Origin of the sequence: Ruegeria sp. HKCCD8929, assembly GCF_013031405.1 — a bacterium.
In the GTDB taxonomy this organism is placed as follows: Bacteria; Pseudomonadota; Alphaproteobacteria; order Rhodobacterales; family Rhodobacteraceae; genus Ruegeria.
This window is the reverse complement of record NZ_WPZY01000001.1, coordinates 50,768-72,416: the sequence shown is the minus strand read 5'-3', so window position 1 is coordinate 72,416 and position 21,649 is coordinate 50,768. Positions and strand designations below refer to the sequence as shown.

The following is a 21,649-nucleotide window of genomic DNA, read 5'->3' as shown; positions in this document are numbered from 1 at the left end:
TCCCGTGACTTGAGTGAAATACCGATAGACGGCACAACTAAAGCCCAAAAAGGGGCATCCGCCAGCATAAGGTGGGCACAAGTTGGAAGAAAGGCACGGCAAAGAACCGGCCTGTCCAGTTTGAAAGGGTTCGGAAAGTGATTGCACGCACATCAGGGGCGGCGATTCGTGGATTACTTGTGGCACTTCTGGTGCTCACACCCGCGTTGTATCTGCCCAGCTCAACATCGAATGCAACCGAGATCGTGGTCTTTCTCGCGATACTGGCATTTGTTCTGACTTTCGCGGAATACAACTCAACCTTCCCGAGTTTTATCGAATTCCGGGATGCGCCGCCTCTCAACAGGCTGCGGTTCGTTGGCCTCATGTCGATGGTCACTTTCCTGACGTTGATCTGCAAACACATCTATGCCCCCTCACACGTCACGGCTCTGTTCAACGGGATGGGTCTGCTGGTCGCCAATGTGGTCGATTTCCCCTATTCGCCGGTGCGGCTGGTGGTTCTAATGCTGTCCTCCGACGCCAGCCTGGAACTGATCAATCTGGTTCGGATGACAGCCGGGGTGGCCTATGTCGCGGCGCTGGTGACCATTGCGAGCTTTGCTTACGCGCTGCGCATCAAAGGCTGGCCAACCGCTAACGGTGCCTTCAACGTATGGGTCAACCTGCCGCTCTTCGATCCTACAACCGGCGGCGATGTGGTGGCACGCCTGCAGCGTGACGGGCGTATCAACATCACGCTTGGGGTGCTGCTGCCCTTCCTCATTCCCGCGCTGATCAAACTGGCGTCCGACTTCGTCACCCCGATCTCGCTCAACAATCCACAGACGCTGATCTGGACCATGTGTGCATGGGCCTTCCTGCCGGCCAGCCTGATCATGCGGGGCATGGCGATGATGCGGATCGCGACCCTGATCGAGGCCAAGCGCCGCCGCGCCTATTCCACGACCGAGACCGCACAAACGGCATGATCCGCGCCCTGCCGTTTCTGCTGCTGCCATGTCTGGCACAGGCGGAGACACTGCGGATCGCCACATTCAACACCGAACTCAGCCGCGATGGACCCGGACTGCTGCTGCGCGACATTCAGCGCAATCAGCAACAGGTGCAGGATGTCGTCGCCGTCATAACCGCCACCGCGCCCGACGTTCTTGCCCTGCAGGGCACAGACTGGGACCTTGACGGTCAAGCGCTCAAAGCGCTGGCCGAACGTCTGGATCAGGCGGGCCTGTCCTATCCCCACAGCTTTCACAGCCAACCCAACGGCGGCATGGAGACCGACCTGGATCTCGACGGCGACGGCCGCCGCTTTGGTCCCGGTGACGCGCAGGGCTGGGGAGAGTTCTCGGGTCAGAACGGGATTGCCATCCTGTCCCGCTTCCCGATTGCTCAAAACGACGTGCAGGATTTCTCGACTTTGCTTTGGCGGGACCTTCCCGATGCGGATCTGCCGTCGAAAGATAGCCAACCCTTCCCCTCCCCCATCGCGCAGGAGCATCAGCGATTGTCGTCCACCGCACATTGGGTGGTCCCGATTGACACGCCTGAGGGGCGGGTGACTGTGATGACTTTCCACGCCACCCCGCCGGTTTTCGATGGCCCCGAGGATCGGAACGGTCTGCGCAACAGGGACGAGATCCGGTTCTGGCAGGTCTATCTAGATGGTCAGTTGGGGCCAGCCCCTGCCGATCGTTTTGTCATCGCCGGAGATGCCAATCTGGACCCTTACGACAGCGCTGGGCTGATTACAGGCATTCAGAACCTGCTGGGGGACCCACGAGTGCAAGACCCTGCCCCGGCCAGCGCAGGGGCAGCACAGGCCGGGACGCAGGGGCATCAGGGGCCGGATAGTCTCGATACGGTCGAGTGGGAGGGCGCAGGGCGGCTGCGGGTTGACTATGTGCTGCCCTCTGCCGATTGGCAGGTCACCGGGTCGGGTGTCTACTGGCCAGCCCCCGGCGAGGACGGCCATGCGGCGGCACTAGGTGCCAGCCGCCACCGCCTTGTGTGGGTTGATCTCACGGCGCCTTAGCGCAGCGGGAATTGCGTTGCGCATCACGTCATCCAGATCAGTGTCGCGGAACCGGGGCAAAAGCGCCTCAAAATAATGTCCATCCAGCGCATGGGGCGTGTCCCACAGATAGCGCATTTCGAGCAAGTGTGACGCCAGCCGCCAGAAAGGCCGCGCGAGTTGGATTGGCCACCACCCCATCTTCCGGACCTCGATGCGCTGACCGGTCACGCGCGACAGAGTATCGGCAATCTCGCGCCCAGTCAGCGTGTGGCCGGGAAAGGGTACGTCAGAGAAACGGGGCAGATTGCCCCGCATCTCGGCCAGAGCCACCGCTGCACGGGCCAAATCGGGCAGATAGGCCCAGGCATGCGGAATGTGGGGCTCGCCGGGATAGGTCAGCCGCCCGCGCGCCAGATGTTTGATCATGACCTGGTCGAACCAGTTGCCCGACGTTTCGGTGTCGATGAAATCCCCGGCTCGTAGAATGATGGTCCGCACGCCCGAGGCGCGATACGCCTCCTCCATCGCGATCCGGATACGCCCCAGCGGGTTGGCGGCCTGATGCGGCGTGCTCTCGGACCAGGGCGGCGGCATCTCGGCGCCGAACACATAGACGTTGCCGGGCACGATCACTGCCGAACCACTCAGGCGCGCCGCCTCGATTACCTGCTCGTGCAGCTTCGGCACCTGATCCGCCCAATCCGGATAGGCCGGGTTCCAGGCGTTCACGATCACATCCGCGCCTTGCGCGGCGGATATCAGCGCATCCGATTTGCGATCAAAGCGGCGGACGGTCCAACCGGCTGCCTCAAAGGCCTGCGCAGCGTTACGGCCAAATCTGCCGGTCGCACCAAGAACGAGAACGGTCTGAGACATGTGGTCCTCCACTGCGGTACAGTTCCACTTTAGCCATTCACTTTCCCTCATGATATTGCCTCAATTCGCATATCATGTATTCATCGGTGAATGGACAAAGGGCTTACCTCTGCCGACTGGTCACTGGTCCAGAGCTTTCTGGCCGTGGCCGAAACCGGCTCACTCTCTGCGGCCGCCCGCAAACTCGGGCGCAGCCAACCCACGCTCAGCCGTCAGGTTCACTCTCTGGAGCACTCTCTGGGCGTAAGCCTGTTCGACCGCCACGCACGCGGTCTGAAGCTGAGCGAAACCGGCCTTCAGCTCATGCCGATGGCCGAGCGGATGCGCGAGGGGATGCAGGGGATATCGCTGATCGCCGCCGGACAATCCACGCGGTTAGAGGGGACGGTGCGGATCACCGCCTCGGTCTTCGCCTCGCACCACATTCTGCCGCCGATCCTGGCCGATATCCGCCGCGAAGAGCCTGACATCCAGCTGGAACTGGTGCCAACGGACACCAGCGAGAACCTGCTGTTCCGTGAGGCGGATATCGCGGTGCGTATGTATCCGCCACGGCAGATGGACATCATCGCACGCCATATCATGGACCTCGAACTGGCGGCCTTTGCGGCCAAATCCTATCTCGACCGGGTGGGCCGCCCCACCACGGTCGAGGACATGATGGACCATGATTTAGTCGGCTATGACGCCAACGAGATGATCATTGCAAAGATGCGCGAACTGGGCTGGCCCGCGACACGTGAACTGTTTGCGGTCCGCTGCGACAATCATTGCACCTACTGGGAACTGGTGCGCGCCGGCTGCGGCATCGGCTTCTGCCAGCGCTCGGTCGGGCGTGCCGATCCGAGCGTTGAAGAGATCCCCATCGAACTGCGCGTGCCACCGCTACAGGTGTGGCTAGCGGCACCGCAGGCCATGCGGCAGACCCCGCGCATCCGCCGCGTCTGGGATCTGCTGGCAGAGGGCCTGCTGTCGAGCGAGGGTTAAGCGGCAATCGGGCCGGTATAGGTGCCGCGCGGCGGATACTTGTTGTCGAGCGCATATTTGATGCCGCCCTTGATATCCGCAATGGACGGGCGCGCAAACGGCGTGCTTTGCGTCCAGCCGAAATAAAGCGTGCGGTCCGGTGCGATGAAGAAATGCCCAGGCTCGGCAAAGAACGGCGCCTCGGCCGTGCCTTCACGCCCTTCAGACAGGTAGAGCCCCCATTTGTCGCGCGCCTCCGCCAGAGGCAAATCGTGACCCACGCGCAGCCGGGATGTTCCCGCCTTTTCGACCGTCTGCCCTGCCCGCTCGCCTGTGTCGGTGCTGATCATGATCACTTCGATACCCAGTTCGGCGAAGTCATCCAGCGCGTCCTCAACCTCGCCCATCTGCCGGATGCAGATCGGACAATGCAGGCCGCGATAGTTGATCACCAGCGTCCCGTTTTCCCCGTGATCGCGGTCTAGATCGAAGGTTCCGTACCCCAAAGTCTCGATTTTCAGTTCAGGTACGGATTTTCCCGGTATCAACATGTATTTTCCTCGTGTTTTGGCCGGATCGTCTCATTGACCCGTTGCGGCGCAGACGCTAGGGCCTTTGCGACGAAACGCAAGGAGACCGTTCATGTCCAACCCCTCGCTCCTCATCCTGCCCGGAGACGGAATTGGCCCGGAAGTTATGGCCGAAGTGCGCAAAATCATCGATTGGTTCGGCGCCAATCGCGGTCTTCAATTTGACGTGAGCGAGGATTTGGTGGGCGGTGCGGCCTACGACGTGCACGGCAAGCCGCTGGCGGATGAAACCATGGCCAAGGCGCAAGAGGTCGACGCGGTTCTGCTGGGCGCCGTGGGCGGCCCGAAATACGACGATCTGGATTTCAGCGTGAAACCCGAACGCGGGTTGCTGCGCCTGCGGAAGGAGATGGACCTCTACTCCAACCTGCGCCCCGCGCAATGCTTTGACGCGCTGGCCGATTTCTCGTCGCTGAAAAAGGACGTGGTCGCGGGCCTCGACATCATGATCGTGCGAGAACTGACCTCGGGCGTCTATTTCGGCGAGCCGCGCGGCATCTTCGAAGAAGGCAACGAACGTGTGGGCATCAACACCCAGCGCTACACCGAGTCCGAGATCGAACGCGCTGCGCGTTCCGCCTTTGAACTTGCGATGCGCCGGAACAAGAAGCTGTGTTCGATGGAAAAAGCCAACGTGATGGAGTCGGGCATCCTGTGGCGCGAAGTGGTAACCCGCGTGGCCGCCGATTATCCCAAGGTCGAGCTGTCCCACATGTATGCCGACAATGGCGCCATGCAGCTGGTGCGCGCGCCAAAACAGTTCGACGTGATCCTGACCGATAACCTGTTCGGCGACATCCTGTCCGACTGCGCCGCCATGCTGACCGGTTCGCTGGGGATGCTGCCATCCGCATCTCTGGGTGCACCGATGGCCAACGGCCGACCCAAAGCGCTCTACGAACCGGTCCACGGCTCGGCCCCCGACATCGCGGGTCAGGGCAAGGCAAACCCGATCGCCTGCATCCTCAGCTTCGCCATGGCACTGCGCTATTCCTTCGACCAGGGCGCCGAGGCCGACCGTCTGGAAACCGCCGTCGAGCAAGTGCTGGCGGACGGCGTCCGCACCGGCGACCTGCTGGGCGAGGAGGGCGCAACGCCGGTCTCGACCTCCGAGATGGGCGACACCATCGTGGCCGCACTCGACGCGAGCCTCTGACCTGCAACACCCGCGGCATCCAACCCGCCGCGGGTGTTCTTCCGCCCGAGCGACACGCCCGATGTGGCGTTTCCCGCACTATTCGGAACCCCGCCGCTGCAACCTTAGGCACGCCGATATTCCATTGATTTCCGAGCGGCGGATTGCCGTCATGCACCTTCAGAATTGAGCAGAATCACTCTTGCAAATGCGCAGGGACGGGTATAGTTCACCCCGCACGGTCGGAGTGTAGCTCAGCCTGGTAGAGCACTGTCTTCGGGAGGCAGGGGTCGGAGGTTCGAATCCTCTCACTCCGACCAGATCAACTGCTTGATGTCGTGGATTTACGGGCACTTTGTCACCGAGACCATCACTGTGTCCCTTCCTTGCGCGCACTTTGTCCAAATGCCTGAAAAACTTGCGTCTTTTCCGTCGCGTTTTGGCCGGCGAATGCAGTTGAAAATTCGAAACTCAGCGGGAAGCTGGCGTTTGCTGCAGCGGCGAAGAAACGAACCGGGCTGCTTTTAAGCGGACCTTAGGTGTTTGATCCCAAGAAAACGCTGAAATCCACAACGTGCTTCAAACCGCAAGCGGACGAAACATGTTGCTGATGGTATGGTTGCGCCAAAATTGGCCCGGCTTTCCCACATCCGTGTTCAAGCCGATGGGGTGATCTTGGTTGGCACCGGGCCAAGGAAGCCGTCACACTCGGTATATACCCGCTTGTCGCAACCGGCGCAGATGCGTTGGTCGATTTCCTTCAGCGCTGCCGCCACGGCGTCACCCTTGGAGATGTGCAGGTGATCGTCTCCGATTTCCTCGATGACATGAAAGCGACGTAAGCTTTCCACCAAGGGGCGGAAGATTGCGACAATATGGAAGGTGCCGCCGGCCGACCGGACCTCGCGGATTTGGCGGATCAGGAAATCGGCGCCGGCCAGGTCGATCTTGCCAAGGCCCTTGAGATAGAGAACCACGTGTTTCTGCCCAGGCCTTGCGGCCCTGACTTTCTCGATCTCCGCGTCCACATGGTCGATGGATCCGAAATACAGCGGACCGTCCAGCCGAATGGTCACGATTTGCGGACACTCCGGGTTGTGATGCAGGTCAACGCGCCGAAACTTGCGCCGCCCGGCGGGGGTGTTGACCGGCGCATTGACGATGATGGTCGGGTGCGAGCTTTCGTAAACGAAGACGGCGAAGGACGCGATCACACCGATGTAGATTGCAAAGTCAAGCTCGATGAGCAGCCCGGCCGCCAGCGTCAGGAACAGGATCACGGATTCCGGGCGGCTGGTGGTGAGCACGTGGTGGATTTCCGCAAAATCAATCAACCGCCACGCCACGAACAGGATCAACCCGGCCATCGCCGGTATCGGTACGTAGCGAATTAGGGGCGCAAACAGCAGCAGGATCAAAAGCAGGAAGCCGGAGGCAAAAACCGCCGAAAGGGGTGTTGTGGCGCCGGCTTCGGCATTGACCCCGCTGCGCGTAAAGGATCCGGAACCCGCGTAACATTGGAAAAACCCGCCAACGGCGTTTGACAGTCCTTGGCCGATCATTTCCTGGTTTGCATCGAATTTCTCATGCCGGCGCACCGCAAAGGCCCGGCCAATCGAAATCGCCTCAAGCAATCCAACCAAGGCGATGGCCAGCGCCGCCGGGGCTAGATCGGTGATTTGATCGAACGACCCCATTGGCGGCGCAAACATCGGTACTGCCGATTGTATGTCTCCGACCATCGCCAGCCCCGCCTCGGATCCGCCCAAGCCGATAGCAACTAGGGCGCCTACGATCAGGGCGATCAGAAAGGACGGAATGCGGGGAGCGAATTTCTGAAGCAGGATCGCCGAACCCAGGGTCGAGGCTGCAACGGCGAGTGCTGCAAGCGATGTTTCGTCGATGGCCGCGCCCACCCTCAGCAGCCGTTCCAGTACATTGCCGCCGCGCTCGACATGCAAGCCAAGCGCCCCTGCAATCTGGCTGACACCGATTAACACGGCGGCGGCGGCGGTAAACGCCGTCAGGACCGAGTGTGATACCAGGGATACCAATCCGCCCAACCGCGCCACCCCGGCAACGATCTGCATCAGCCCTACCATCACGGTCATCGTCAGAGCCAATTGGATGAATTCGGGCGTGGAAGGAGCCGCGAATTCCCGGAGCGATGCGAACAAGAGGGCCGAGATCGCGGTGGTTGGACCCGAGATCATGACCATTGAAGAGCCCCACATGGCCGCAATGACGGCAGTGACCATGGCCGTATAGAGCCCGTATTCCGGTGGTAGCCCGGCAATCGTGGCAAACGCCACGCCCTGAGGAACGACGATAGCGGCGTTTGAAAAGCCCGCCAGTGCATCCGCCCGCAAAGTGGCCGGGTTGACCTCGCGAAGCCATCGGAGCGCAGGGAAGAGCCGATGCGGGGACATCTAGTTGACACCATTCGAGGAAGCGGCGGGGCACAAGTGACCGTCCGCGATTCCTGTCGGGTTCGGAGGAAGTTTTGGGGGGCTTTTCACGAATGACCTCCTGCTCAAAAGGCAGAACCTGCTATTGTTGTGCGACCACGGCGCGTTTCCATTCTATGCACGGCACGCTGGTTCCTTCATCGTGACCAGCTCTTCCGACACTGAGGGGTGAACAGCGACTACCCTGTCGAAATCTTCCTTTGTCGCGCCCATTTTGATGGCGATTCCGGCACGCTGGATCATCTCGCCTGCGCCCGATGCGACGGTGTAGCAGCCAAGCACCTTGCGCGACTGCTGGCGGACCACCAGTTTCATCAGAACCCGCTCGGTCCGGCCTGCAAAGGAAGACTGTATGGGTCGGAAAGATGTCGCATAGATTTCGATTGCCTCCTGCGCGCGGGCGGCCTCTTCGGACAATCCGACCGTCCCCATTTCCGGCTGAGTGAAGATCGCAGTGGGAATGAGTTCGTGATCGGGGCTGGTCGGATTGTTGCAAAACACCGTTTCGAAAAAGGCCATGCCTTCGCGTACGGCAACCGGGGTCGGGTTCACCCGATCCGTGACATCGCCAATCGCATAGATCGAAGGCACCGAGGTCTGCGAAAACCGATCGGCAATGATCTCACCATTTCGGCCGGTTTCGAACTCTGTCTTTTCAAGCCCCAGACCGTCGGAATCCGGAGTCCGGCCGGTGGCAAACATAACCTTGTCGAACACCCGGTTTTGACCGTTGCTAACAAGAACCTGGATACCGCCGTTCTGTGGTTGCATGGCCAGATCGCTATTGCCGAGATGCAATTCCACTCCGCGCTGGCACATTTCCTCTGACACAAGGCCGCGGGCTTGGTCATCGAAGCCGCGCAGGATCAGGATCGATTTTGGCAGCTCATCGAGATGAAAAACGCCGTTCGACGAGAGTCCTATGTGATCGCCCTTGATCCCCGGCAGAACCGGACGGCCGCCCGTCGCCATCGGAATGTACTTTGCCGTCTTTTGCGCCCCGTCGCCCAGTTCAACTGTGTTTGGGCCGGCCAATATGGCGCGGCTGCCAAATGTACTGACCCCGTTGTTTGTCAAAACGGAGCGATGGACACCTTCCAGCCTGTGCGGTTCGGAATGCATCTTGGATTTGAAGGCGGGCCAGTCGAAACCCCCCGTTACCACCTGCCAGCCGTATTCTGTTGCATCACCCACCGCCACGGAAAATTCGCTGGCAAACACCATCAACTTTTTGGGGACGCATCCGCGAATAACGTATGTGCCGCCATAGCGGTATTCCTCGGTCTGGCCGACCCTGGCGCCAGTCTGCGCGGCGACGCGCGCAGCACGTACACACCCCGACCCGCCACCGATGACAAACAACTCGTAATCAAAATTCACGCTTCATCGCTCCAATTCTGCCAGCTGGGGGGCTTGGGCCATCCCAAGGACCGGTTCCGTCGGGATTCAAGTGCCAGTGGCAGCAAAAGACTGCAGCGAGTCGTCGTTGCATCCCAGTGACGCCCAGGGCCGCTATACGTCGGCGGCGGCCAGCTCTTTCGCGCATTGGATGTAGTAGTGCCGGGTTGGGCAGTTGATCTGCTCCTCGGCGAATTTGAGAAGGATTTCGGTTTTCAGTCTTGTCGCGCGATCCCCATCCTCGTCTGCATAGATCAGGCGGTCAGCTAGTTGCAGCGCCCACTGGTATTCTCCGTTCGCGACAGCTTTTTCCGCAGCTGCATAAACTGCCGCTGCGCCCCCAGTCAGGGCGATGAAACGCCGTGCCTCATCATCTGGTGCAAGCATGGAAAGAGAAGTCGGGTTGCCATCAAACCATCCCATCGTGCCGACAAAATAGGCGCGAACGGCATGATCCACTCGTCCGTAATACTCCCTCAAGTGGGGTTTCTCAGCCAGTTCCTTGGGCAGTTTTACCTTGTGCGCAAGTTCATCGATGGTCAGGCCAGCATCCATACCGTCGCGGGTTTCATCGACTACGTGGCGGATTGCATCGCGATAGTCGGTCAGCACTTCTTTGATTTGATTGGCGCCGGATACCGCTTTCGTGTGACCCGGCGCCAGCACCTCGGGCTCAAAACTCATCAGAAGGTCCATGGTGTCGGCCCAGGCATCGAAATCCCGGTACGCGGTTCCGCGAATTGCATAAAGGTTCGGAAATGACCGATAGAAATTGTCGCCGCTGATCAGGACCTTCTTTTTCGGATACCAGACCACCATATGGTCCGGTGTTTCGCCCGGCGCCATTACCAACTGCAGATCCACGCCGCACAGGGTGACGTTTTCACCATCGTCCCCGATCCGTCGCGTTGGCGGAAGTGAGCCCGCACCCATGCCTTTCAGCGGGCGGTCGCCAGGGCCGACACCGATGCCGATGATCTCATCCGGGTAGGACAGGCCGATTCCGAACTGGCGTTTGGTTCGTGCCTGCATTGCCTTGACAGGTTGGGGATGTGCCGACGCGACAAAGAGAGAATCGTCTGAATACTTGGCACTGGCGAGGATGTCAGGATTTCCACCTTCGGCAAATACGCTGGCGCCTGAGACGTGATCGCGGTGCGAATGGGTGAACACGATGGTCTTCACAGGCAGATCGGTGATTTTGCGGAACGCACTCAGGATGTTCTCGGCAGCGGTTGTTGTTTCGGACGTATCGACAATGACCACCCCTTCGTCGCCAACTATCATGTAAACGTTCGAAGCCGCGTACCCGAAGGCCATGTAGACGTTGTCGGCAAGTTCAACGACCTCTTTTTGAAAGTAGTCCGGGTGGGATTGCAGTTCCGGGTGCATCGGCAAGGCCTCCTGAATTTGTCCCGGTCAATTGATTGACCGAACATGAGCGACACTTTGGGCTCTGCGCCGGTGGCCGCATGAGGCGATGCCGGCGGAAACGACAAGCATACCTGAGCAGTCTAAGAGCGCACTGTATTTGCGGTCAGTGCCGACGCGCAGGCAAGGCTGGTTTAGCTTTTTTAGGATCCTGAAAGCAAGTTATTTTGCGCTATTATATATTTTTTGTTAATTACAGTTGTTTTGGGATCCCGAATGTGCGAAACGAGTCTCAAGGCGGCGCGATTCTAGCGGTGATGGCGATGGAGGGCCGATCGCGGCGTAAGCCCAGTTTGGTTTTGGCCGAAATCGTCGTCGGAAGAGCCGAGCTATCTGCGGGAGATCGTTTGAAATGACATCATCGGAGTCATCCGAACGTACCTGCCACCAGATCTGGCGTGGCTGGCGCGACGAAATCGCTGTTCACGTCCGGCCGAAAGACCGCCGGTTTCCGGAACGATCCCGTAAGGCAGGCAACCCCAAGCTCGCTGTGAAGGGGGCAATAAATTGAAGCGCAAAAACGTTCTTTTCATCATGTGCGACCAACTGCGGTTCGACTATTTGGGCTGTTCAGGCCACCCAACCATCAAAACACCAAATATTGACCGGTTGGCCGCACGCGGTGTGCGTTTCAGCAACGCGTATTGCCAGTCGCCGATATGCGGGCCTTCACGCATGAGTACCTACACGGGACGCTATGTCTCGTCGCACGGGTCACATTCGAATTTTGCGCCGCTTCGCATTGGCGAAAAGAACATTGGGCATCACTTGAATCCGCTTGGCGTTCGGACCGTCCTGGTCGGCAAAACGCATATGAAAGCGGACACCGAAGGAATGGAGAGGCTGGGGGTCGCGCCCGAAAGCGAAATTGGTGTTCACCACGCGCAAGCCGGGTTTGAAGCTTACGAGCGCGATGACGGTATCCACCCTGACACGATGGTTCGTCCCGGCCTCGCTTATAACGACTACCTGAAATCCAAAGGGTACAAGGACGACGACAATCCCTGGCACTGGACGGCCAATTCAGTCGAAACCGAAAACGGCGTGCGGTCTGGGTTTTTCAATGATCGTGTCGATCTCCCCGCTAGAGTATCGGAGGAGGATTCGGAAACGCCCTACATGACAAGGCGCGCGATGGACTTCCTGGCCGAGGATGACGGCGAGACGCCCTGGCTTCTGCATCTTTCTTATATCAAACCGCATTGGCCGTATGTTGCGCCCGCGCCCTACAATGACATGTATTCCGCCGCCGACGTTATTCCGGTCGTCAAGTCGGAGGGCGAGCTGGCCGACCCAAATCCCTTGGTGAAGCATTTCATCGAGCGGGTCGCCGGAAAAACATTTGGCAAGGATGACGCTCGGGAGACGGTCATTCCCGTCTACATGGGACTCATCTCTCAGATTGACGATCAACTCGGCATTCTCCTTGAGTTCATGAAAGAGAGCGATCTGCTCGACAAAACAATGATCGTGTTCACCTCGGATCACGGGGACTACCTTGGCGACCACTGGATGGGCGACAAGGACTATTTCCACGATCCGTCCGTGAAGGTCCCGCTTATCGTGGTCGACCCGGACAAGTCTGCCGATGCGACCCGGGGCACGGTCGACGAGTCTCTGGTTGAGTCTATCGATCTGCTTCCGACATTCATCGAGTATTACGGTGGCACGGTTCAGAAAAACACGCTGGATGGGCTTTCGCTGCTTTCGAAAATACGCGGCCAGGCAATTGAATGGCGTGATTGCGTCATCAGCGAGTACGACTATTCGTGCCAGGTCTTTCGCCCCGAGACTGGACGAATGCCGCTGGATTGCCGGTCCTACATGGTGGCGACCAAGGAGTGGAAATACGTGCATGCTCACGGGTATCCACCAGTTCTATTTGATCTGATCAACGATCCTGATGAACTCGTCGATCTCGGTCGAGCCCCGAATTTCGAAGACATTCGCAGGTCCATGTTCAACCGGTTGGCGGGTTGGGCTCTGCAATACCGTCAACGGGAAACCTGGAGCGAGGACCACAACGTCAAAATGACCGGGATGGAAGAAAAGCTCGGTGTGCTCATCGGGTATTGGGACGAGGAAAGTGCGGCAGGCAAAGATCCGAAAATTCTGCCGAAACGCAAACCGCTAAACGCGGATTGACGGGACCCTGAGAGGCCGAATGGCCGAGTACCCACATCAACGGAGGAAAAAGTGAAACTGAATTCTTGGAAAAACGCGGTAATGGCTGGATTGGCCGCTGCGGTGCTGACGCCGGTTTCGGCCATCGCGGAAACAAAAATCCTCTTCAACATCTTTGTTCCGCCAAGCCACTTTTATTGGGACGTGATGCGGGACTGGGCCAGTCAGGTCCACGAAAAATCCGAAGGTCGGCTTTCGATCGAGTTCACGCCCAAATCGGTGGCCCCGCCGCCCAAAGTAATGGATGCGGTCCGTAAGGGTGCGGCTGATGCCGGTTTCTTGGCCAATATCTATCTGGGGCCCAAGAATCCCGGTGCGCATGTCGGCCTGATGCCTTGGGTCCACCAGGGTGACTCCGAAGCGACCTCTGTGGCGCTGTGGAACACTTATCAAAAGTACTTCGCCGAGACCGAGAAATGGCGCGGTGTCCACCTTCTCGGGATGTACCACTTCGGCGGCGGTGCGCTGTGCTCGCTGACCGACAAGCAAATCGAGTCCGCAGAAGACCTCAGCACGCGCAAGGTCTGGAGCCTTAAGGGGAATCTCGACAAGGCCCTCAAGAACATGGGTGTCGCGACGGTCACTGGCCCTGCGGTTCAGATCCACGAGATTGTGTCGCGCAACGTCGTGGAGGCCTACACCGGCATCACCTACGACTCCGTATTGCAGTTCAAGATTGACAGCTACACCAAATCCTGCGTGCAGTTCGACAAATCGATGTTTTCGATCAACTTCAGCCACTTCATCAACCAGAAGACCTGGGACAGTCTTTCACCCGAGGACCAGCAGGTTCTGACGGACCTATCGGGCGAACACCTGGCCCGCATGGTTGGTACGAAGGTAAACGAGCAGGCGCTGGAAGGCCGTGACGAACTGGCCAAGACGGTAACCTATCACCCGCCGTCAGACGCGCTGGTTGCCAGCCTTGAGGAGAACTCGCAGCCGATCGTGGATGAGTGGATCGCAAAGGTCGACGGCATGGGCGTCGACGGCCAGGCCGCGCTGGACTTCATGCGCGCCGAGGTTGAGCGTCTGAGCAAGGTCAACGCCAACTGACCAGTGAAGGCCGGGCATCCCGTTATGGAAACCCGGCCTTTCTCATATCCGAGGAGGCATGCCAATGTTTGACAAGGTGATAAACACGCTCAGCCAGATTGGATTGATCATTGGGTCGGTTCTGCTTGCCTTGATGATGTTGCTGACAGTTGCCGACGTGTTCATGCGGTACGTGTTTTCGGCGCCAGTATCGGGTAGCGCCGAGATCACGCAAATTCTGCTTACCTTAACCGTCTTTGCGGGGTTCATCCTTGTCAGCCGTGATGGCAGCCACATCGTCGTGTCGATTTTCGAGCCGATGATCAGCCGACTGTCACCTAAGCTTTATGGTGTGATCTACGCGGTCAGCAACACGCTCGGCACAGCCTTTCTGCTGTGGGTGCTGATTGTTTCGGCACGGGAAGCCTTTGACTACGAAGACGTGACCGAGGGTCTCGAAATCCCGTTCGGCTGGATCATTTCGGCGTTGGTGGTCTTTGTCGCCTTCTCCCTGGTGGCGGGTGTTCGGGTATTCAAAAAAGGCCTCTCCGGCCACGGATCAGCAGATTAGGGGTCTAGATGACGCATGCATTAACTGGCCTGGCCATTGTCCTTTTCCTCAGCTTTGTCGGCGTCCCGCTGGGCTATGCGACCTTAGTCGTTGGCGTCATCGGATTTGCAGCCTATCGCGGCATGGACGCATCGGTTGCCGTTACAGGGCAATGGATCATGGAAATGACCATGAACCTGGGCCTGTCGGTGGTTCCGCTGTTCATCCTGATGGGGACGTTCATCCACCGGGCTGGTATTTCGGACGAGCTTTATGAGGCCTCCTATGCCTGGCTGGGACGGCTCAAGGGCGGGGTTGCCATGGCCACCGTTTTTGCCTGTGCCGGGTTTGCCGCGGTCAGCGGATCTTCGTTGGCGACGGCGGCCACGATGAGTCGCGTCGCCATGCCGCCGATGCGCCGCTTTGGCTATAATGATGCGCTGTCCACGGGCACCATTGCAGCTGGCGGGACGCTCGGGATCATGATCCCGCCGTCTGTTCCCATGGTCATCTACGGGATCATCGTGGGCGAGGATATTGGCAAGCTGTTCATCGCGGGCATCGTTCCGGGACTGATGCTGGTCCTGTTGTTTCTCGTTGGGATCGCTGTTGTTGTGCGCTTGTTTCCGAATTCGGGCCCTCCCGGCGAAGCGACAACCTGGATAGAGAAATTGCAGGCGTCGAAAGCAAGCTGGCCCATCATGCTCCTGTTCTTTGTTGTCCTTGGCGGCATCTACACCGGCATTTTCACACCAACTGAATCGGCGGCAGTCGGCGCATTCTTTGCTTTTATTTTTGCTATTTCGCGCGGCCGGCTACGCACCTGGCCCGAACTGCTGCATGTCTTTGCGGATACCGTGAAGACCACGGGCATGATTTTTACCATCGTGATTTGCGGCATGATGCTGGCGCAGTTCGTGAACATCACCGGAATGCCGTTCGAGCTGGTCGAGATGGTGCAGGGCGACGGTGCGATTTCGGCGATGCAACTGGTGCTAGGAATATGCGTAATCTGCGTTCTTTTGGGGATGATTTTCGAGTCGCTCGGGATCCTGCTGCTTGTGGTTCCGGTTTTTCTGCCATCGCTGGCGGCTTTGGGCGTGGACATGATCTGGTTCGGGATCGTCATTATCCTGGTTGTTGAGCTTGGATTGATCACGCCTCCGATCGGGATGAACGTGTTCACGGTCAAGGCCGTAATTAGTGATGTGGATCTCGCCAAGATGTTCATCGGCGTCACTCCGTTCATCTTTTCGATGCTGGTCGGTCTCTTGCTTCTGTTTTTGGTGCCCGAGATCGCAACCTGGCTTCCGAACCTCATGCGTTAGCGGGCTGAAATCGGTGACCGGGTGATAAGCGCATGGTTGATGCAACGCTTGTGGTCGTCACCCTCGGCAGTTTCGCCGCATCCTTTGTGAACGCCGCTTTTGCAACCGGCGGCGTTTACATCACTTTGATCGCCAGCGTTTCGGTTCTGCCCATTTCCGCAGCCGTACCGCTGCAATCCGCATTTGCCGCAGGGTCATTGATGGCCCGGATCGTCTTCTTCTGGTCTCACATCAACTGGCGCATCGTACGCACTTTCGCGTTTGGCTGCCTGTTTGGGGTTTATTTCGGCACACGGTCGTTTGTGGCGTTGCCGGATGCCGCGATTTCGATCCTGCTGGGCGTTGTCCTTTTGATCCTCATATGGATGCCGAAAAACAGGATCAGAATCCCGATCCGGCACCCGTTCGTCTTTGTCGGAGTCGCACATAGTTTTCTCGGGGCTCTTTTCGGCGTGGGCGGGGTGCTTCAGCCGCTCCTGCTGCGTACAGATCTGATGAAGCTTCAGATTACCGGAACGCTGGCGGCCTGTTTGTTGCTGCTCGATGTCATGAAGGTGACGGGCTACGTGAGCTTTGGATTCAGCTATTTCGACTATGTTCCGCACATCATCGGGGCGACCCTGGCGGGGTTTGTGGGCACATGGGCCGGAAAGCGTGTGACGCATCACGTCTCGGAGGTGTTGTTCCGGCAAGTGTTCAGAATGCTTGTCTCGATCGTCGGGTTGCGCCTGATCTACAAGGGCATTTCGCTGACCTGGAGCTGAGGACGATACGCCGCAAAACCACGGCCTTATGCCATTCTAGGCAGTCATTCGGTTCGCGGTTTTCCAAAATCCAACGGCTCGGCACCCGAATAGGCAATTAGGTCAGCGACTGTCAGGCTGTCGTCTTTGCGCTCGAATGTCTGAATATAATCGAGCATTGCGTGAGAGTGTTCCCGCATCATGCCTTCCGCGCGAACGGCATCGCCCTTCTCGATGGCTTCGTAAATCACCTGATGCTGAGCATTCCCGATATGCAATCTGAAAAGACCCCGCTCCATGTGGTCCGGCGATTGGCTGGATGTGCGGTCAAAGACCATCGAGCCGGCCGCCAACATGGGTAGGTGACTGATCTGTTCACAGGTAAATCCGACATAGTCATTGCCGCAGGCCGTCAGAATGGTTGTGTGGAAGATTTTGTTTGCAGCCTGCGCCTCTCGTCTAGCAGCATCGTCCAGTACACCAGCCCGCAAAACCTTGCCGATGGTTTCGATCGCACGTGCCAGGTGGGGCAGATGCTGAGAGCGCTCTGCGGATTGGGCCATCAGTCGCGCGGCTAGGCTTTCCAAGTGACCACGCACCTGAACCGCCTGCAGGATATCTTCTACTGTCGGGCTGAAGACCGTGTACCCTCGACCTTCGCCACGGCGAATGAGGCGTTCACGTTCCAGCAGCCGAAGTGCCAGCCTGATTGGCGTCCGCGACACGTCGTAGATTTCGCAAAGCCGAGCCTCGGAGAGACGCTCACCTTCCCTGAAAACACCCATGATGATGTCTTGTCTGATTCGCGCCGCGAGTTCTGTATCAATCGATTCCATAGGCTCATTCATCATGTGCGGGATCCCAAAGTCAAGCTGCGTGTTCTGCACCAGCGGCGAGATGTTGATCCTAAGGTAAGCAGATTTTTTGGATCCCTAAACTTAAAATCAAACCAATAATACTACGCCGATTTTAAAATTGTCTTGATTTGGGATCCCATTATGGTATTCAAGTGCAAGACGCGGCCTGAATCGAGAATACTGTCGATGGCAGGCGAATATGGGATCCCACGTCGCTTGGTGATCACACAAATCCTGGGAGGACATAATGAAACTCACGCGTATTAGCCTCGCTGCTGCAACCGCCCTCGGTCTTGCCGTATCGGCTCAATCCGCCTCCAGCGAAGAGCTGAGCGTTGCAACATTCCTGCCGCCGCAGCACCATACGAACACAGGCATGTTCAAGTGGTTCGGCGAGGAGATCGAAAAGCGCTCCGGCGGAACGCTGACCATGAAGATGTATCCGGCAGGCCAGCTTGGCGCGGGTCCGGTGCAGCAATACAAGCGCGCCGTTGAGGGTGTCGCAGACATCACCTTCGGCGTTTCCGGCTACACACCTCAGTTGTTTCCGAAAACGATGCTGGGCATTTTGCCAGGCAACTCGGAAAACGCCGATCAATCCACACGCGCCATCTGGGCCGCCTTTGACGAGCACCTGGCCGACGAATACGAAGACGTAAAGGTTCTGGCCGTGGGAACCGTTGCCGGCAACCTGTTTGCAGCAAACCGAGATGTGTCCACCATGGAAGGTTTGAAGGGCGCCAAGCTTGTGCCTTTTGCTGCGATGACAACGCCAATCGTCGAATCCTTGGGTGCCGTTCCCGTGCAAATGCCGGTGACCGAGATGTACACTGGCCTCAGCACCGGCACGATCGACGCAACGACGGCCTCGTATAACAACATTACGCAGCCCTGGAATTTCTGGGACGTTTCCAGTCACATCGTCGAAAACGTGCCGACGACCTTTGCCGTGACCTACGCAGTCATGAACAAAGAGCGGTACATGAGCCTGTCGGACGAGCACCGGGCCATCATCGACGAAATCGCTGGTCTGCCGATGTCGCTGGAACTGGCGAAATCATTCGACGGTGCCGACGAGGTCTCAAAGAAGCTGATTGCCGAAACCACCGGCAAGAACTTTGAATGGGTGGTCGTATCGGATGAAGAGCGCGCCAAGATGGATGCCGCTGTTGCCGAAGGTCTTGAGGTGATTTTTGCCGATTACGAAAGCCGCGGCATCACAGATGTGCGCAAAATCTACAAAGCTCTGAACCCTTGAGCCGGCCTTGTGCCTTCCGGTGGGAAGGCGCTTGAACTCCCGCTTGGTCCCATTGCGAGTTCGCAGCGGTGGGGCCTGGCAGAGATACTCCCTTACCAAACACGTCAAAGGACATCCGCCATGGTTGTTATCGTCCCAACAAACAAATCTGTCGAGGCGTTCAAAGGCCTTCACTTGTATCACGGGGCGATATCCAACTGTTCGATGCGGGTGCGCATGACGTTGCTCGAGAAAGGGTTGGACTGGACGAGCCACCACATCGATCTGAAGAAGAAGGAAAACATAACAGACGAGTATTTTGGGATTAATCCCAACGGTCTGGTTCCAACGCTGGTGGACAACGGGGTCGTCCACATCGAATCGAACGACATTATCGATTATCTTGACGAAACCTATCCCGAGCCGTCCCTGCGGGCCGAAAACAACGCGGAGATGATGGAGTGGCTGCACCTGGCCGCCGCCATCCACGTGCCGGCGTGCAAGCCGTACGTCTACGCCTACAAAGTGGGCAGGCAGATGAAAAAGACTGCTGAGGAACAGGAAAAATACGACTCGCTGCAGAAGAATGAAGAGCTGAAGAGATTCCATTCAAAACACGCTGGCAGCAACGAATTCAGCACGAGCGACCTTGATAAAGCCAAAGCCATTTTGGGTGCGTGTTTCACCAAGCTGGAAGTGACGCTTGAGGGACGCGACTGGATCACGGGGGACCAGTTCACGCTGGCGGACATCTCGTGGATCCCGCTCTACTTCGTCCTGCATGGCTGCGGTTATCCGTTTGAAAACTATCCGAATATCCAACGCTGGGCCGCGTCATTCGAAGCCAAGGACAGCTACCGGGAGGGAGTCCTGAAATGGTGCCCGGATTTCTCGGAAGTCTGACCCAAGAACCGCGAAGAAGTCATGTCGAACGAGCAACAAAAACCAACCCTGATTGATGTGGTGGACCGGGCTTTGACCTGGGTTTCACTGATCGGCGGCGGCCTAACGCTGGTTTTCATGACCGGGTATTCGGTCTGGAATGTTTTGGTGATGCGCAAGGCGCTGAACTCACCGATCGTTGGCGCCGAGGACCTGCTGATCCTGTCGCTGGTGGTTATCGTTGCGCTGTCGATCCCTCTCGGAGCGCGCACGGGCGCGCATATCGAAATCGAAGTGCTTGAATCCCGCATGTCGGCAGGTTTCGCCAAATGGTCGATGGTCGTGGTCAAGCTGATTGGCCTGGTTTTGTTGTGCGTGATGGCGCAGCAACTGGTGCATGCTGGCCAAAATGCCGACCGGTTCGGTGAAACGACCCAGCAACTGCTGATTTCTTTCAAACCGTTCTACTACCTGCTGGCTGCATCAGTCGCGATCTACGCAGTCGTACTGGCACTGGATATCTGGCAATTGCTGCGCTCAAACACGGTGGTTCCGCTCAGAGTTGGGGGCGGCGGGCAATGATCAGTATGACATTTCTTGGTCTTCTGGGACTGCTTGTGCTTTTTGTCCTGCTGGCGCTGCGGATGCCGGTAGCCCTGTCGATGCTTGGCGTTGGGTTCGTGGGTACGATCATCGCCAATGCCAACAAGTTCATGGCCGTGGGCATGGCTGAAGATCAGGCCTGGGCTCGTGGTCTGAAGATCGCCTATTCAAACCTGGCCGGTGAAACATTCGAGGCGGCATCAAACTATAATCTTCTGGTCATTCCGATGTTCGTGCTTATGGGCAACCTCGCCGGTGTTTCGGGCATGTCGAATGACCTTTTCGCTGCTGCCTATCGCTGGATGGGGCATCTGCGCGGCGGGCTGGCCTCGGCCACTATTGCCGCTTGTGCTGGCTTTGCCGCGCTCTCGGGCTCGTCGCTTGCCTCGGCTGTCACTATGGGCCGGGTGGCTTTGCCGGAAATGAAGAAATACAAATATGCCGACGGCCTGGCCACGGGGTCCGTGGCGGCAGGGGGAACGTTGGGGTTCCTGATCCCACCCTCCGGCGGCATGATCATCTATGCGGTGCTGACCGAGCAATCGATTGGGCGTCTTTTTATGGCCGGAGTGTTCCCGGGCATCATCCTGACACTGCTCTTCATCGGTGCGATCTACTATGTGGTGATCCGCAAGCCCGAAGCTGGCCCGCGCGGCAAGCGGTTCAGCCGTGAGGAGAAAATGGCCTCGCTGGGGCGGGCCGTGCCAATCGTGGCAGTGGTCTTAGCCGTCATTGGTGGCATGTACACCGGCTTCTTCACTCCGGTCGAGGCGTCGTCGGTCGGAGCATTCTTTACATTCGTGGTTGCCGCGTGGCGGCGTTCGCTGAACTGGAATGCCACCAAGACGGTCCTGCTTGAGACCATGAACGCCACCGCGACCGTGTTCATGATTATCATCGGGGCATTTGTCTTCATCCCGTTCATGTCGCTGACCGAACTGCCCGCCCAACTGGTGACAATTCTCACATCGCTGCCGATTGGCGAGGTCGGCATCCTGCTGATCGTGATCCTGATCTACATGTTCCTGGGCATGTTCCTTGAAGCGATGGCGATGCTGGTGCTGACAATCCCCGTGGTGATCCCGATCGCCATGGCGCTGAATTGGGACCTGATCTGGTTCGGCATAATCGTGGTGATCGTGCTCGAGATGGGCATGATCAGCCCGCCGGTCGGCATCAATGTCTTCATCGTGAAATCGATCGCCCCGGATGTTCCGATGAGCCAGATCTTTCGGGGTATCTGGCCCTTCTGGTTCGCCATGGTCGCGATGATTGGCCTACTCATCCTCTTCCCGCAGATCGCGTTGTTCCTACCTCAGGCTGTTGTCGGCGGATAGCAATAAACAGGAGTC

The 21,649-nt window shown here is 58.2% G+C and carries 19 protein-coding genes and 1 tRNA gene; 14 read left to right on the top strand and 6 right to left on the bottom strand.

Annotated elements, in window-relative coordinates:
• The first annotated feature begins 137 nt into the window (after positions 1 to 137).
• On the top strand, positions 138 to 971 hold the full coding sequence (locus tag GOX53_RS00360; RefSeq protein ID WP_171173003.1) for a hypothetical protein: 834 nt from the start codon (positions 138 to 140) through the stop codon (positions 969 to 971).
• On the top strand, positions 968 to 2,032 hold the full coding sequence (locus tag GOX53_RS00355) for an endonuclease/exonuclease/phosphatase family protein (RefSeq protein WP_171173002.1): 1,065 nt from the start codon (positions 968 to 970) through the stop codon (positions 2,030 to 2,032). Before GOX53_RS00360 ends, GOX53_RS00355 begins: the two co-directional genes overlap by 4 nt.
• Here the strand turns inward: GOX53_RS00355 and GOX53_RS00350 are convergent.
• Positions 1,982 to 2,890, bottom strand: a complete 909-nt coding sequence (locus tag GOX53_RS00350) for a sugar nucleotide-binding protein (protein WP_171173001.1) — start codon at positions 2,888 to 2,890, stop codon at positions 1,982 to 1,984. The genes GOX53_RS00355 and GOX53_RS00350 overlap by 51 nt on opposite strands.
• A 90-nt stretch (positions 2,891 to 2,980) precedes the next feature.
• Here GOX53_RS00350 and GOX53_RS00345 point away from each other — a divergent pair, with 90 nt between their 5' ends.
• Positions 2,981 to 3,877, top strand: a complete 897-nt coding sequence (locus GOX53_RS00345; RefSeq protein ID WP_171173000.1) for a LysR family transcriptional regulator — start codon at positions 2,981 to 2,983, stop codon at positions 3,875 to 3,877.
• Here GOX53_RS00345 and GOX53_RS00340 read toward each other — a convergent pair.
• Positions 3,874 to 4,407, bottom strand: a complete 534-nt coding sequence (locus GOX53_RS00340; RefSeq protein WP_171172999.1) for a redoxin domain-containing protein — start codon at positions 4,405 to 4,407, stop codon at positions 3,874 to 3,876. The genes GOX53_RS00345 and GOX53_RS00340 overlap by 4 nt on opposite strands.
• Positions 4,408 to 4,498: 91 nt before the next feature.
• Between GOX53_RS00340 and leuB the strand changes: the two genes are divergently transcribed.
• Complete coding sequence (gene leuB / locus GOX53_RS00335) at positions 4,499 to 5,602, top strand: 3-isopropylmalate dehydrogenase (protein WP_171172998.1); 1,104 nt, start codon at positions 4,499 to 4,501, stop codon at positions 5,600 to 5,602.
• A gap of 222 nt (positions 5,603 to 5,824) precedes the next feature.
• Positions 5,825 to 5,901, top strand: a tRNA-Pro gene (locus tag GOX53_RS00330).
• A 336-nt stretch (positions 5,902 to 6,237) separates the two neighbouring features.
• Here GOX53_RS00330 and GOX53_RS00325 read toward each other — a convergent pair.
• The 3 genes from GOX53_RS00325 to GOX53_RS00315 all read right to left on the bottom strand — a co-directional run bounded on the left by GOX53_RS00325 (position 6,238) and on the right by GOX53_RS00315 (position 10,839).
• Entirely contained in the window at positions 6,238 to 8,010 is a 1,773-nt protein-coding gene (locus tag GOX53_RS00325; RefSeq protein ID WP_171172997.1) for a SulP family inorganic anion transporter, read from the bottom strand.
• Between the two features lie 153 nt (positions 8,011 to 8,163).
• Complete coding sequence (locus GOX53_RS00320) at positions 8,164 to 9,429, bottom strand: FAD-dependent oxidoreductase (protein ID WP_171172996.1); 1,266 nt, start codon at positions 9,427 to 9,429, stop codon at positions 8,164 to 8,166.
• A gap of 132 nt (positions 9,430 to 9,561) precedes the next feature.
• A complete protein-coding gene (locus GOX53_RS00315) occupies positions 9,562 to 10,839 on the bottom strand; it encodes an alkyl/aryl-sulfatase (RefSeq protein ID WP_171172995.1) in 1,278 nt (425 codons plus the stop codon).
• Positions 10,840 to 11,385: 546 nt separating this feature from the next.
• Here GOX53_RS00315 and GOX53_RS00310 point away from each other — a divergent pair.
• From GOX53_RS00310 to GOX53_RS00290, 5 genes are all read left to right on the top strand, one after another.
• Entirely contained in the window at positions 11,386 to 13,023 is a 1,638-nt protein-coding gene (locus GOX53_RS00310) for a sulfatase-like hydrolase/transferase (protein ID WP_171172994.1), read from the top strand.
• Positions 13,024 to 13,074: 51 nt separating this feature from the next.
• Positions 13,075 to 14,118, top strand: coding sequence for a TRAP transporter substrate-binding protein DctP (gene dctP, locus GOX53_RS00305; RefSeq protein ID WP_171172993.1), 1,044 nt, complete (start codon positions 13,075 to 13,077; stop codon positions 14,116 to 14,118).
• Positions 14,119 to 14,182: 64 nt separating this feature from the next.
• Entirely contained in the window at positions 14,183 to 14,668 is a 486-nt protein-coding gene (locus tag GOX53_RS00300; RefSeq protein WP_171172992.1) for a TRAP transporter small permease, read from the top strand.
• Positions 14,669 to 14,676: 8 nt separating this feature from the next.
• Positions 14,677 to 15,975 carry a TRAP transporter large permease gene (locus GOX53_RS00295; protein WP_171172991.1) on the top strand — a complete coding sequence of 433 codons (1,299 nt, stop codon included), beginning with the start codon at positions 14,677 to 14,679 and terminating at the stop codon, positions 15,973 to 15,975.
• A gap of 32 nt (positions 15,976 to 16,007) precedes the next feature.
• Positions 16,008 to 16,739 (top strand): sulfite exporter TauE/SafE family protein, encoded by a 732-nt coding sequence (locus GOX53_RS00290; protein WP_171172990.1) that lies wholly within the window; start codon positions 16,008 to 16,010, stop codon positions 16,737 to 16,739.
• Between the two features lie 44 nt (positions 16,740 to 16,783).
• Here GOX53_RS00290 and GOX53_RS00285 read toward each other — a convergent pair whose 3' ends face one another.
• On the bottom strand, positions 16,784 to 17,569 hold the full coding sequence (locus GOX53_RS00285) for a GntR family transcriptional regulator (RefSeq protein WP_171172989.1): 786 nt from the start codon (positions 17,567 to 17,569) through the stop codon (positions 16,784 to 16,786).
• A gap of 253 nt (positions 17,570 to 17,822) precedes the next feature.
• Between GOX53_RS00285 and GOX53_RS00280 the strand changes: the two genes are divergently transcribed.
• From GOX53_RS00280 to GOX53_RS00265, 4 genes are all read left to right on the top strand, one after another.
• Positions 17,823 to 18,833 carry a TRAP transporter substrate-binding protein gene (locus tag GOX53_RS00280; protein ID WP_171172988.1) on the top strand — a complete coding sequence of 337 codons (1,011 nt, stop codon included), beginning with the start codon at positions 17,823 to 17,825 and terminating at the stop codon, positions 18,831 to 18,833.
• A gap of 120 nt (positions 18,834 to 18,953) precedes the next feature.
• Positions 18,954 to 19,715, top strand: a complete 762-nt coding sequence (locus GOX53_RS00275) for a glutathione S-transferase family protein (protein ID WP_171172987.1) — start codon at positions 18,954 to 18,956, stop codon at positions 19,713 to 19,715.
• 21 nt (positions 19,716 to 19,736) lie between these two features.
• Positions 19,737 to 20,276 carry a TRAP transporter small permease gene (locus GOX53_RS00270; protein ID WP_171172986.1) on the top strand — a complete coding sequence of 180 codons (540 nt, stop codon included), beginning with the start codon at positions 19,737 to 19,739 and terminating at the stop codon, positions 20,274 to 20,276.
• Complete coding sequence (locus tag GOX53_RS00265) at positions 20,273 to 21,634, top strand: TRAP transporter large permease (protein WP_171172985.1); 1,362 nt, start codon at positions 20,273 to 20,275, stop codon at positions 21,632 to 21,634. Before GOX53_RS00270 ends, GOX53_RS00265 begins: the two co-directional genes overlap by 4 nt.
• Positions 21,635 to 21,649: the final 15 nt, after the last annotated feature.